At 66.2% G+C, this 14,052-nt stretch carries 4 protein-coding genes and 1 pseudogene; 3 read left to right on the forward strand and 2 right to left on the reverse strand.

Annotation, left to right across the window (positions count from 1 at the left end):
• Nucleotides 1-87: 87 nt before the first annotated feature.
• Entirely contained in the window at nucleotides 88-4,398 is a 4,311-nt protein-coding gene (locus tag ACF059_RS03430) for a ricin-type beta-trefoil lectin domain protein (protein WP_392050738.1), read from the reverse strand.
• A 392-nt stretch (nucleotides 4,399-4,790) separates the two neighbouring features.
• On the opposite strand from ACF059_RS03430, the gene ACF059_RS03435 reads away from it, so the two are divergent.
• Together ACF059_RS03435 and ACF059_RS03440 are read left to right on the forward strand one after the other, a co-directional pair.
• The gene (locus ACF059_RS03435; protein ID WP_392050741.1) at nucleotides 4,791-12,077 is read left to right on the forward strand and encodes a polymorphic toxin-type HINT domain-containing protein; all 7,287 of its coding nucleotides are present in this window, start codon (nucleotides 4,791-4,793) and stop codon (nucleotides 12,075-12,077) included.
• The gene (locus ACF059_RS03440; RefSeq protein ID WP_392050744.1) at nucleotides 12,040-12,483 is read left to right on the forward strand and encodes a DUF5959 family protein; all 444 of its coding nucleotides are present in this window, start codon (nucleotides 12,040-12,042) and stop codon (nucleotides 12,481-12,483) included. The genes ACF059_RS03435 and ACF059_RS03440 overlap by 38 nt, the downstream gene beginning before the upstream one ends.
• A 443-nt stretch (nucleotides 12,484-12,926) precedes the next feature.
• Here the strand turns inward: ACF059_RS03440 and ACF059_RS03445 are convergent.
• Nucleotides 12,927-13,598, reverse strand: a pseudogene (locus tag ACF059_RS03445) (tyrosine-type recombinase/integrase); the annotation flags it as partial.
• 77 nt (nucleotides 13,599-13,675) lie between these two features.
• Between ACF059_RS03445 and ACF059_RS03450 the strand changes: the two are divergent.
• Nucleotides 13,676-14,032 carry a hypothetical protein gene (locus ACF059_RS03450; protein WP_392050746.1) on the forward strand — a complete coding sequence of 119 codons (357 nt, stop codon included), beginning with the start codon at nucleotides 13,676-13,678 and terminating at the stop codon, nucleotides 14,030-14,032.
• The last annotated feature ends 20 nt before the right edge of the window (nucleotides 14,033-14,052 follow it).

The following is a 14,052-nucleotide window of genomic DNA, read 5'->3' on the forward strand; positions in this document are numbered from 1 at the left end:
CATGGCCCTACGCGGACGGCCGCCCCTCCCGGGCGGGAGGGACGGCCGTCGTCACGCTGTGACTGTGGTGCTGATGGTGCTAGCCGGTCAGAGGGCCGCGTCAAGGCTAGGTACGGGCAGGGGCGCGGTGCCGAGGGTCATGATGGTCCAGCGCTGGGCGTTGGACGGGTTGCAGTCGTACAGCCAGAGTTGAGTGCCGGGGGTGGTGTTGAAGTTGCCGAGGTCCACGCAGCGTCCGGAGGCCGGGTTGTAGATCGAACCGTCAGAGCGGGGCAGGAACTTCTGAGCCGGGGCCGGAGTACCGCTACAGGTCCTCAGTTCGAGCAGGGTGAGGTTGGCGGTGCCCGCGTTTGCCGCGTTGACACACTTGCCCTGGATCCGCAGGGAGCCGTCGGCCCGTACGTCGAACTCCTGGGCCGGAGTGCCGTTGCATCCGGCGATCTGGATCGGGTTTCCGTCCTGGGTGCTTGCGTAGTCGTTGTCCATGCACATGTCGGGCACCGCGGTGAGCGAGATCCGGCCCGTGGTCGCAGGGGCGGTCGGTGCGGCGGCGTATGGGTAGGCGGCGAAGTTGCTGATGCCGCCGTTGAGGACGTCCGCTGCGGCTCCGCTGACCTTGTACCGGCCGAAGACGATCGGACCGCTGGGAGCGGGGCTGGTGGCGGCCGCATGGTGGCCGGTGCTGGCGAGGACCCCGTTGACGTAGACGTTCATCAGGCCGCTGCCGGCGTTGTAGACGACGGTCAGCCGGGTCCAGGCGTCGGGGACGACCCGGGCCGCCTGGTTCGTCACGGCGGTGTAGTCGAAGGGCCACGCTCCGCCCTGGGCGTTGGCCATGGCGAAGTGCCACTGACCGCTTCGCCCGTCGGCGTAGAGCATAAAGGAGCTGTTCTGGGTGCCATCCTGGCTGACCACCATGCTGGTCTCGCCTGCCGGGGTGCTGGCGGAGCGCTTGGCCCAGGTGGTGAGGGTGAAGTCCTTGCGGGTGTCGATGCCCGGACCGCTGGTGGTGATGGTCGACCCGGCGCCCTTGAACGCCGCGTAGGGAGTGGTACGGCCCTCGATGGACTCGGTGGCGGGCCAGGTGATGCCGGTGGTGGTGGCGGGGTACTGGTTGCCGCCGGCGCTGGGGGTGCTGGTGGTGGTGCCGGTCGGGCCGGTCAGCTTCCACTGGTAGGTGGGGGTGTTGAGGTTGCCCTGGAGGGTAGAGGTGGGAGCGACGCCCGTGACTGTCGGGTAGAGGACGGTGGTGCCGTTGGGGGCGGTGCCCACTCCGTTGAAGGAGACGAGCTGCTGCGTGGTGTCCACGGCCCACAGGTCAGGGATGTTGTCGCCGCTGAGGTCACCGTCGGAACCGACGCGCGGGTAGCGGACCGGGTCGATCTTGCCGGTGATCAGGCCGGCGGCCGGGTCGGTGAACCCGGTGAGGACGGGAGCGTCGGCGGTGCCCTTGATGCTGAAGGCGTGCAGGGTGCCGTCGGTCTTGGAACGGGCCCACAGGGTGGCGAAGTTGGTGCCCTGTGCGCGCCCGGGGGTGATCAGCTCATAGCCGTCCCAGCGGGTGTCGTTGCCGGAGAGCAGGATCACCGTCGCGTCGAGCTGGTCGGCGGTGTCACCGGGGATGCCGAGCCACAGGCGCCCGTTCTCAACGAACAGCAGGGAACTCTGCGGCAGGGAGTTCGGCATCCCGGCCTTGCTGTCGCCGTTGACGGAGCCGAAGGCGGCAATCTGGGTAACCTTGCTCCAGTCGGCGCCGAAGGCGTAGGTGGAGCAGGTGATGGGGGCGAAGTCGGGGGTGACGCAGGCGGTGGGCTTGGCCACGTTCTTGGGTGCCTGGCCGTCGACGAGGCCGGTGCCGTTGTTGGTGAAGGCGTAGAGGTTGGGCTTGCCCGGTTCGTGGGCGAAGAGGTCGTCCACGTTCTTGTAGCCGAGGCTGCCTCGGTGGGTGAGCTGGATGCCGTTCCAGCCGTTGCCGCTCACGCTGGAGCGGGCGAGGGCGACGGGCCCTGCGGCGGGGTCGCCGCCGCCGTTGATCTGGCGGATGTTTCCGGCGGCGTCGGCGAGGACGACGTCGGCCTTCTTGTCGCCGTTGATGTCACCGAAGATCGGGGCGGGGCTGTTGGGGTTGGAGGGGACGTAGTAGCTGTAGGCGACGGGCTGGGACATGTTGCCGGCGTTGTCCTGCGTCTGCAGGTAGAGGTAGTTGGTGCCCCAGGCCTGCGGCGTGTACTTGACGGTGGCCTTGCCGCCGACGAGCTTGACGATCCGGGCGTCGGTGTCGGTGCAGTTCCAGTCGGATGCGGCCTTGACCGGGTCGGTGGTCCAGCGGGCGCAGGCCAGTCCGGAGCTGCGGGTGCTGCCGTTGGTGGGGAGGTTGTCCGCACCGGCGAGGGTGAAGGTGCCTTCCTCGCCGACGCGCTTGGGGTGACCGCCGGTGGTGCCGGAGGCTGGGAAGTCGGTGGAGGTGATGGCCGCCGACGGTGGGGTCCGGTCTACCCGGAAGTAGCACCAGGCGGTCTCGGAGCTGGTCAGCGTCCCGTCGGTGGTGCGCGAGGTCCAACCGTACTGATGGCCTTCGATGAGCGCACCGACGTCGACGACGGCGTCGCCGGAGGAGCCGTTCCAGCCGGTCTGGTGCCAGGTGGTCTTGCCCGCGTCGTCGTCGTCCCAGAGCTGGAAGGTGGTCTGGAGTTGACGGCCGGTGGCCGAGTGGGTGTTGGACGTCAAGTAGACGTTGGTGTTGGCACCGAGCCAGCCCGGGTTGTCCCAGGGGTTGGTCGTGCCCGGAGTGCGGCAAGCGGAGTACGCGCCGGTTTCGGCGAAACCGGGGGTGGGGCTGGTGCGGGGGTTGCCGATGGTAGGGGTGATGTCGTACGTGACGGTGATGTGCGGTGTGTTGCTGAAACGCTGGCGGTAGTACATGTTGCCTTCGTCGTCCGGCGCGAAGCCGAAGGTGAAGGTCGACCAGCGGCCCGCGGCCGCGTTCTTCATCTGGCTGATGACGTCGTACTGGATGTCACCTGTGCCCGAGATGGTGGCGCCGCCGATCTTGGGGCAGCCGCCCATGCGCGAAGTGGCGGCGCAGGGCTGGTTCCTCCAGGACGTGGGGTTACTGATCCCCGTGGGGCTGTGGTAGAGGCCCATTGGGGTGGGCGTGCTCGGGCTAGAGGAGGAGACGACGGTCGCGTAGAGCCGCGCGTCGAGGACCTCGGTGCCGTGGATGACCGAGTTGATCCCGATCTGGAAGTAGGCGCGCTCCCGGCCCTTCCTCGTGCACGTGGTGTAGCCGCAGTAGCCGGCGGCCGGGGTGTTCTGCCCGTCCGCGGTTCCGTTGAACTCGTTGGTGTCCGGGTAGGCCTCCTGGACCTGCGACCAGGCCTGGTTGGCGCTGTCGGCGGAGGGGTTGACGCCCGGGTCGATGTACCAGGGGCCGGTGCCCTGGCCGAGCAGGGAGGTGTCGGGGGTCAGGTCGATGCCAGTGGCATCGGCTGCGACGGGGATCGCCTTGACGTTGGCGCCGTCACCGGGGCCGTCGGCAGTGGACGTGACGGGCTGGTCGGCGGGGGCGGGCTCTGGGGCGGCGTCCCCGACGCTCGCCAGGCTCATGGGTGCGGACTCAGCGGTCTTCGCGCTCTGCACGGCCGACTCGGATGTGGCCGTCGAGGAGTCCCACATGAAGGAGGTGGGACTGGAGAAGCGGGCCTTGCCCTGAGCGTCGTTGAAGGTGATGTTGCCGGCGGCGTCGGCGGAGGTCTTCAGTTCGGGCGCTTCGACGTCGAGGCGGATCTTCTTCAGGGCTGGGTTTGCGGCGGCCTCGGCCGTGCGGACGATCAGTACCTGGCGCCAGCCGCCGAGTTGGGTGGCGGTGAGACGGAGGTCGACCTCGGGCAGGACGTTCTTGTAGAGGGCGTCGTTGCCGTCGAGGGTGGGCCTGGGCAGCACGAAGGGCAGTTTCAAGGACAGCTTTTTGCCGTCGGCGGTGGCCATCGTCGCCATGGGCCCCGCCCCGCCACCGGAGAGGGTGAGCGGGGAGGGAACGGCCGCTGGGGACACCGTGCCGTCGGCGTTCACCCGCAAGGTCGTGTCGATCGCCCGCCAGGTCCCGTCGGCCTGCTTCACCCGCTCCGGAGCGGATGCGGCCTCGGTGGTGAGCGTTCCGCCCGGGTTGGCGAACGTCTGCGAGTTACCGGTCGTCAACTGGTCAACGGCCACCCTCTTGCCCATGCCCTTGGCCTGCGCCAGGGCCGCTTCCACTGCCGTCTGCTGGGCGGTGGGCTCCGGCTTGGGGGTCGGAGCCGGCCAGTCGTGGGCGGCCGGCCCGTTCTGTGCGAAGGCGTTCGGGGGGGCGATCAGGCCCACTCCGAGGGACAGCACGACTGCGCCGATCGCGGGAAGCATCGTGGCCGCGGATGCCCGCCGACGCCGGAGGGCCCCAGGCCTAGGGGCAGGTGATGAAGGTGATGGCCTCATGGGCAGAGGTCCTCGCTATGTGCGTCGGTGAACGAAGGTCAGGCGCACGCTCCTTTGTCACCGCAAACTTGTCAACATTTCGTCAGATAGATATGCCCGATTGATGACATGAAGCATTATGTTGCACCTCACGTGACATTGATCATGTAAGGGAATGGTAAGGAAAAGCTGTACGAATCCGTCCCCCTCTCCTTAAGGTGCGCAGGATCCGGACGCGCCCCGTCCGGACTCTCTCATTCCTTATTTCCCGTGGGGGGACTTTGTTGTCTCGTCGGAGTGGCCCGTTCTCGCGCGTACGCGCGAGACGACCACGTATAGCGATGGCCGCCGCGCTCGCGGTGCTCATCTCTGGCCTGGGCTTGCCCGTGGCCGAAGCGGCGGCGAAGCCGCCGAAGGTGTGGGTACCGCCGAATACGGCGCTCCCGCAGACCAAGCCCGTCAGAGGCTCGGACGCCAAGCCGGCCGGCGCCAAGGCGCCGGCCAGCAAGCCGTGGACACCCGACGCGAAGGCGAAGGCTCCGGCCGGCTCCGCGACGGTTCCGCTCGACGCGGCCGGCGAATCAGAAACTGTCGCTAACGCAAAGCCAGTTAAGGCCGGAGACCTGCCGGTATGGATTTCCACGGGCTCTGGACCGAAGCCCGCCCCGAAGTTCTCCGCACTCGCCACCGCGCCTGCTACCGGTAGCGGTGGCTCCACCGAGGGCTCGCTGCGGGTGGAGGTGAAGGACCAGGCCAAGACGCGTGCGGCCGGTGTCCAGGGCGCACTCGTCGCTCTGACCGACGCCGCCGGTACGGCTGATCCCGGCCAAGTGCAGGTCAGTTTCGACATTTCCGCGTGGGCGAAGACGGCGGGTGCGAACTGGGCCGACCGTGCACGCGTGGTGCGGCTCCCCGACTGCGCGCTGACAACCCCGGGCGCCGCCGGTTGCACGACTCGCACGCCGGTCGCCTCGCACCGGGACGCCTCGGGTCGCCTGGTGGCGGAGGTCGACGTCCCGAAGACGGCGGCGCCGGCCGCGAGGACCAGCGGGCTGAGGTCGTCTTCGGTTGCGAAGACGACGCCCGAGACGTCCCCGCAGACGTCCCTGCAGATGGCGCCCCAGATGCTGGCGACGCAGTCGGTGGCGCTCGCGGTCGAGCCGGGCCCGTCGGGTGCGACCGGTGACTTCACCGCGACCCCGCTGGCGCCGTCCGCCTCCTGGCAGGCCGGGGCGAACGCCGCGAACTTCACCTACGGCTACACGGTGGAGGTTCCTTCTTCCATAGCCGGTGCCGGGCCGAGCGTCGGTCTGGCCTACGACTCCTCCTCGATCGACGGCCGCACGGCATCGACGAACGCGCAAGCATCCGGCTTCGGTGAGGGCTGGGACTGGAGTCCCGGCTCGATCTCGCGCTCCTACAAGAGCTGCAAGGACGCGGGAATCGCGGAGTCGGGTGACGAGTGCTGGGCCGGGGACATCCTGTCCCTCTCCATGGCCGGTCACGCGGGTCAGATCGTCCGTGACGACACGACGTGCGTCTACCACCTCCAGGGTGAGGACGGCACGAAGATCGAGCGTCTGACCGGGCAGCGGAACGCCGCCTGGAAGGGCGAGGGCTTCAAGGTCACCACGACCGACGGCACCCAGTACTACTTCGGCTCCAACCGCCTGCCCGGCGGTGACGGCACCGACCCGGAGGCCAAGTCCGTCTCCACGGTCCCCGTCTATTTCAACAGCGGCCAGGACAAGTGCCTGGGCGCCGACACTCCCGCGAACGGCACGTGGCAGCAGCTGGGCTGGCAGTGGAACCTCGACTACGTCGTGGACCCGCACCAGAACCTGGTCTCCTACCGCTACGAGCAGGAGGACAACTACTACGGGCGTGGCGGCGGCCAGAACGGCGGCACCGGTACCTCCACGAAGTACCAGCGCGGCAGCTACCCGACCTGGATCGGCTACGGCCAGCGCCTGCCCGAGCAGATCACCGCGAAGGGCCTGGCCAAGCCGGCCGCCCAGATCAACATCAAGAACGCGGAACGCTGTGTCGTGATCGGGACGGTCACCTGCACGGACACCGCTCAGCGGACCAAGGAGAACGCCAAGTCCTGGCCCGACACCCCCGTCGACCAGGAGTGCCCGGCCACCGGGACCTGCCTGAACCTCTCGCCGACGTACTTCACGACGAAGAAGTTCACCCAGGTCACCACTCAGGTCTGGACGGGCACGGCGTGGCGCACGGTCGACTGGTACGACCTCAAGCAGTCCTTCCAGGACCCGGGTGACGGTACGTCCCCGACCTTGTGGCTCGATTCGATCCAGCGCAATGCCACCAACGGCAAGACCGCGATCAAGCTGCCGGCGGTGTCGTTCCAGGCGACGCAGTTCCCCAACCGCGTGGACGGTGTCGTCAGGCGTCCGGACGGTACGGACGCTTCGGCTCCCAGCTACCGGCGCCCGCGGATCCAGACGATCACCACCGAGACCGGTGGCCTGATCAACGTCGCGTACAAGGCGCCGGAGTGTTCGCGTCTGGCGGGGACGATGCCGTCCTCCGAGGACACCAACACGATGGCCTGTATGCCGGTCAAGTGGTACCTACCGGGCCAGTCCTTCCCGGACCCGGTCAACGACTGGTTCAACAAGGTCGTCGTGCAGTCCGTCACCCAGCAGGACATGGTGGGCGGTCAGGTCTCCACGGTCACCGACTACGAGTACGGCGGTGGCATCGCCTGGCACCGCAACGACTCCGAGTTCGCCGACCCTAAGACCCGCACCTGGGACCAGTTCCGCGGCTTCGCCACGGTCACCACCCGCACGGGCAACGGCAACGCGGCCGAAGCCCCGCGCACCAAGAGCGTCACCACCTACCTGCGCGGGATGGACGGTGACGTCCTGGCCAACGGCACCAAGCGCAGCATCACGGTCCCTGACGCTCACGGCGGGACCATCAAGGACGAGGATGTCCTGTCCGGGTTCGTCCGCCAGACCCAGACCTACGACCGCGACGGCGGAACGGTCATCTCGGACGAGGTCACCACGCCGTGGATCGGCCCGGTCACCGCGACCCGCGCCCAGTCCGCCGACATGCCCGCCATCACGGCCCGCGCGCTGAACACCGCGAAGGTCACGACCCGCGCGAAGCTCGCCAACGGCGTCTGGCGCACGGGCGAGCGCACCTCCACCTACGACACGACGCTCGTCACCCGACCGCTGCAGGTCGACGACAACAGCGACGTCTCGCGCACGGACCAGCGTCTGTGCACCACCTTCGAGTACCCGACCGGCCCGGGCGGCGCGGTCACCGAGCTCGCTTCCCGCACCCTGGTCCTGTCCGGTACGTGCGGTCAGACCCCGACGGCGGCGAACACCGTCGGCGACACCCGCTCGTACTTCGACAACCTTCCCTACGGCCAGGTCGGCGCAACCGCCAACGGCACGGGCACGGAGGTCCTGGAGAAGTACGACACGCTCGGCAAGCCCGTCTACCGGCTGAACTCCACGTCGACGTACGACGCGTACGGCCGCGTCACTAGCAACACCAACAAGGTCCGCACGGACGCCGCCCACCCGGGTGGTGCGGTCACCACGACCGAATACGCGCCCGCCACTGGCGTCCTGCCGAACACGATCACCCACACCAACCCGTTGGGTTGGAAGTCGGTCACCACGCTCGACATCGGCCGCTCGCAGCCGCTGAAGAGTACGGACGAGAACAGCCACGTCGCCGAGCGTACGTATGACGCGCTCGGGCGGGTCGTGTCCATTTGGCAGCCCGGTCAGAACTCCACGACGGACCTGCCGGTCCGCAAGTTCTCGTACGCGATGAACGGCACGAACGCGCCGTCCTCGGTTTTGAGCCAGGCGCTCATGAACGACAACTCCTACACGTCCAGCTACTTCCTCTACGACGGCCTCGGCCGGGTCCGCCAGACCCAGGCCACCCCCCCGTCGGGCGTGGCCGGCCGGATGGTCACGGACTCGCTGTTCGACTCCCACGGCTGGCAGGTCAAGACCAGCGCCGCCTACTACACCGACCAGGGCGCGCCGTCGGCGGCGCTGTTCCTGCCCAACGGCGGGGTCAACCCCGACAGCAAGATCCCGTCCCAGACCGTCACGGTCTTCGACGGCCTCGGCCGCCCGACGGCCTCCATCTCCCAGTCGTTCGGCGTGGAGCAGTCCCGCTCCAAGACCGAGTACCCGGGTGCGGACGAGGTCCGTACGACTCCGCCGCCGGGCGGATACGCCACAGCGACCATCACCAACGGCACCACCTCGATCCTGCGTCAGTACAAGGCCAATACGCCGACCGGTCTGTACGACGAGACGACGTACGTGTCCAACGCGCAGGGTCAGGAGCTGTCGCGGAAGGACTCCGCTGGCAGCGAGTGGACGTTCGCCTACGACCTGCTGGGCCGCGTGGTGAAGACCACCGACCCCGACGCGGGCATCACGACGACGGTCTACGACGACAGCAAGAGCCTCACCACCGCCAAGGACGCACGAGGCAAGAGCGTCACTTCGGTTGCGGACATTCTCGGTCGCACGACCGCGACGTACGAGGGCGTGGCCGTCGACCCGGCCAAGCAGGTCGGCGCCTTCACCTACGACACGAAGGCGCTGGGCAAGCCCGACAGCACCACCCGCTACGTGGGCGGAAAGACTGGCAGCGCCTACGTCTCTGAGGTCACCGGTTACGACGGGGGCTACCGCCCCCTCGGGACCAAGATCACCATCCCGGCGGCAGAGAAGGGGCTGGCGGGCACCTATCAGACGGCCAACACCTACGACGCCTACGGTCAGCTCAAGACCACCGCACTGCCTGGAATCCCCAACGCCGGGCTCGGAGTCGAGACACTGACGTTCGGTGTCGACGTCGCGGGCAACATGACGTCGTTCAGCGGCAAAATCGGTCTCACCCGGACGCCGTACCTCGTGGACATGCGCTACGACCCCTACGGCCGTCCGATCCGCACCACCATCGGCGACACCGGCATGCAGGTCGTCTCCACTGTCGACTACGACGCTGGCAGCGGCCGTCCGGTCCGGTCCACCTTGGACAAGCAGACCGCCGCGACAGCAAGTGTCGATGTCCTGGACTACACCTATAACAAAATCGGCCAGCTGACCTCAATCGGTGACACCCAGGACGGCACGGGTCGTGACCTGCAGTGCTTCACACACGACTACCTGGGACGGCTGACCCAGGCCTGGACTGACACCGGTACCCAGACCACCGCCCCCGCGCCCAGCGTGCGCGGCATCGGCGGCTGCACCAACGCAACCGGCCCTGCGGTCGACGGCACCGGCAAGCCCAGCGTGGGCGGTACCGCGCCGTACTGGCAGCAGTACGAGTACGACGCGCTCGGCAACCGCAAGAAGCTCGTGAAGAAGGACGTTACGGGCAACGCCGCCAAGGACATCACGGTCACCCAAACGTTCGGTCCGCAAACCAACACGCCTTCCTCCGATCCGACGACAGGCGGCGGCACGGGTGGTCCGCACGCGCTGATGACCTCGACCGAAACCGGTCCGTCCGGTACCAAGGTCACGTCCTACACCTACGACGCGTCGGGCAACACCGCGTCCATCACCAGCACCCCTGGCACCAAGTCTCTGACCTGGGACGGCCAGGGCAAGCTCGACAAGATCGTCGGTACCGGGGAGAGCGCCGGCACCAGCTATCTGTACGACACCAGCGGCAACCAGCTCATCCGCCGCGACCCGACCAGCACCACCCTCGCCATCGGCAGCGACCAGATCACCCTGGACACCGCCACCGGCAAGGTCTCCAATGTCCGTACCTACGCCGCACCCGGCGGCCTCTCCATCACGCGCACGACTAGCGCCAGCGCGTCCACGTTCACTTATCAGAGCTCGGACCACCACGGCACGGGCGGCGTCCAGTTCAAGGCCACCGACCTCAGTCACATCCGTCGCGCGTCGGACCCGTTCGGCAATGAGCGCGGCACCCAGCCTGCGCCTGGCGCCTGGGCAGGAGACAAGGGCTTCGTCGGCGGCACCAAGGAGAAAGCCACCGGCTTCACCCTCCTCGGGGCACGCGAATACGACCCCACCACGGGCCGCTTTCTCAGCCCCGACCCCCTCATCGACGCCAGCGACCCACAGCAGTGGAACGCCTACGCATACTCCAACAACAGCCCCGTCAACACATCAGACCCCACGGGTCTAATGCGGGAGTTCAAGTGCACAAGCGGTTGCCCCGACGACAGCCAGAGCTCTGGCAATCTCTGGGAGACCGGCGGCACGGATCCGGATGAGCCGGACAGGTCAGCTCTGGATCAGGCCAACAAAAACGTCTCCAACGCCAAGAAGAGGCGCGACAAGCTCATCGACGAAGTCGTTGACATGGTCGGCGACCTGATCGGATACAACGACGCCCGGGACTGCTTCACCAAGGGCGACGCCATGGCCTGCATCAACACGGCCCTGAACTTCGTCCCCTGGGGCAAACTCTTCAAGGCCGTCAAAATTGGCATCAAGGCCTTCAAGATCTACAAGGAAGTGAACAAGGCCTACGACGCCATCCACGATGCCGAACGTGGAGCCGCAAAGGCAGCCGAGGCCTACAGCGGCGCCAAGAAGGCACTGAAGGAAGCTCGTGACGCCGAGGCCAAGGCAGCCAAATCGGCATCCGAGAAGGCAGCCAAGGAATCCGCAAGCGACAGCGCGGGAACCGAGGCCAGAGCGGTAGCCGACGAAGCCGACGCCGCGAAGAAGGGCGGCGGGGGCGACGCCCCCAGTGGTGCGACCAAGTGCAACAGTTTCCCCACCGGCGTACAGGTCCTGATGACTGATGGCTCTGCCAAGGCCATCGAGGACATCGAAGACGGCGACGTGGTCATGGCCACCGACCCGCAGACCGGCGAAACGCGTCCCAAAACTGTCACCACCACCATCACTACCCCCGATGACAAGGACTTCACCGACCTCACCCTCACCGACGAGGCCAGCCCCCGCGGCCCGCCGACGAAGGTCACCTCTACCTCTCACCACCCCTACTGGAGCGAAACCCGCCACCAGTGGATCGATGCCGGAGAACTCACCACCGGCGAACAACTCCGCCAGCCCAACGGCAGCACCCTCACGGTCCAGGCGACGCGCACCTATCCCTACGCCGTCACCACGCACAACCTCACAGTCGACGACTTCCACACGTACTATGTGCTGGCAAGTGCCACGCCGGTCCTGGTTCACAACTGCGGTGACGTTGACTATGGACAGGTGCTTTCTGATGAACGGCGCACAGGAGTGACAGCCATCATCACCCCGGCGGACCTCGGAACGGGGAGCAAAGCCAGTCGCAGGATCATCCCTCCAGGGTTCATCAAGAACTCCCCTGGCCACACAAGAGGTCACCTCCTCCCGCAGTCGCTGGGCGGTGATGGCAAGGTTGCAGCTAATATAGTCAGGACAAATTCGAAGGTGGACAATGGGGCCATGTCTACGTTCGGCGATTCGATTGCCGCACATGTAGCGAATGGCAATACGGTCCTATTTCAGGCGATACCGAGATATCTACCTGGATCGAATGTTCCATTCCGGGTCGACATAAGCGCTTTCGACGATAATGGCTGGTCCACTGCGGCTCAATTCCTGGTCGGATGAAAGGTGGGTGGATGTGTTTCCATTTGAGCTCGTACGGCTGACTGATTTCGAAAATGAAGTCCGGATCGTTGTAGAGTCATCAATGGATGACGCTTTCTGGGAAGCGAAGATCGAGATTACTAGCCTGTTCGTCAAGGGCGGTACGCTCCTCGTCCTCTCCCGGCCCAAGCTCGAAGACTGGGCCCAAGCGCTGGAGGCGTTGTCCCTGGGACGGGACGTCACGTGGATGCAGATGGATCGCGGCCCTACGCTGCGCGTCCAGCTCGAAGGTGAACGGGATTGCCCAGAGGTTGTCGTGGAGGACGAATCCATCTCCATGGTGACTGTCCGCATCCCGATTGCCCTGGAAGAGGGGTGGATCGCCGACCACCAAGCACGCATCCGCCGCTTCATGGACACCCTGTGACAATCATTCGTTTAATGCAGGGGCCCTTGCAGAGCGCCTTCCGGGAGTGCCTCCGTGTGGACAAGTTCCCGCCATGTGGGTGTTGCCGTGTAGCTAAGCGATCTCGGCGGCAATTGATACGAAAAATCGGAAGGTGCAGCTCTATCGGGATGATTGATCCGAATGGGCAGGTGAGACCCTCGAAACTGGAGCTTTCGGTTTCTCGGAAGTTTCCCGCCCCTGGGGGAAACTTCCACCCAAGCTGAACTCGCTGTCCAATTGATTACCCGGAAGAGTTTGAGGGCGCATGGAACGAGGCGCACGCGAACTCCTGATCGCCGCTGCATTCTTCATGTGGCGTGCCAGAGCGCAAAGAGCGCTTTCATTCTGGTGGTAACAGAAGCTCGGGGCCCTGCTGACTGTCAGCAGGGCCCCGAGCCTTTGACGGCAACGCTGACGCAACGTCAGCGGACGACGGCTGCGGCGGGTGGGTCTTCCGGTTCGTCGATGGTCTGGCCGAGGGCGTTGCCGACAGTGTCGATGGCCTGGCGTTGGAGGCGGAACCTTACGTGTGCGTAGACGCCGGCGGTGACGCCGATGTGGGCGTGACCCAACAGCTCCTTGATCACGACGAGGTCGACGCCCTGTTCCAGGAGCAGGGTTGCGGTCGAGTGCCGTAGGTCGTGGAAGCGGATGCGTCGGAGTGCGACCCTGCCGAGAAAGGCGCGGAAGCGGCGCGTGATGTTGGCAGGGTCAAGAGGCCGGCCAGTCGGCGTGGTAAATACGAGTCCGCTGTCGCTCCAGTCTGATCCTGCTGTCTCTCGCTCCTTGTCCTGGCGTCCTCTGTGCTCCTTGAGGGCGTGGAGGCATTCGGTCAGCAGAGCGAGTTCGTACAGCGCTTGCAGCCGGTCGGCGCGGGGCCGGGGTGCGGTGGTCCTGACGTTCCGGGCGACGTTGCGCGGCAGTTCGTCTTCGCGGACGGCATGTTCGAGGCTGGACTTGAGCACCGAGTGCACGTAGGTCACGGTCAAGGGGGACATCCGCTTCTGGCAGCACTCGCCGATCGCGCAGTACCTCTTCGGCTTGGCGTCGAGACCCTGGGAGCAGCACTGGCAGGCGGTGCGGAGCTGGTCGAGAAGGAGGGGCGTGCCGGGCGTTTACGCCACGTCGACTGGCCCGCCTCGCTGAAGTGACCGATTGAAGGGAGCGTTAAGTGCGGCTGGCGGATTGGGACCGGAAGTTTCGAACATGGAACTACGCCTTCAGCTATTCTCAGTTGCTTTTGCGGAGCAAGCCGAAATTCGACTCGGACAAACGAGTTGACGTCCTGTTCTCCAACGTCCGACGAATGAACGTTCCAGCCGAGTTCAACGGCCTGGTGATCGATGAAGGGGACTTCGCTGTCGAACGCGAGCGCCTCGGCATCCAATCAGCGCCAAGCGAGCCCTTTAAATTGTTTATTCTAAATGACGGAGTTGGCTACGTGCTCGCAACCCATTGCGATTGGCACGAGGACACCGAGTGGGTGGATGCACCTTCTCACTTTGGCCCATTCCGCGGCGTTAAATAGAGGCACGGAAGCCCCATCGG

It is taken from the genome of Streptomyces sp. NPDC016562 (genome assembly GCF_043076955.1).
GTDB lineage: Bacteria > Actinomycetota > Actinomycetes > Streptomycetales > Streptomycetaceae > Streptomyces.

Bases quoted from the DNA above. Each gene is read 5' to 3' on its own strand.
- ACF059_RS03430 (WP_392050738.1), bottom strand. From the start codon at position 4,398: ATGCTTCCCGCGATCGGCGCAGTCGTGCTGTCCCTCGGAGTGGGCCTG.
- ACF059_RS03435 (WP_392050741.1), top strand. From the start codon at position 4,791: ATGGCCGCCGCGCTCGCGGTGCTCATCTCTGGCCTGGGCTTGCCCGTG.
- ACF059_RS03440 (WP_392050744.1), top strand. From the start codon at position 12,040: ATGGCTGGTCCACTGCGGCTCAATTCCTGGTCGGATGAAAGGTGGGTG.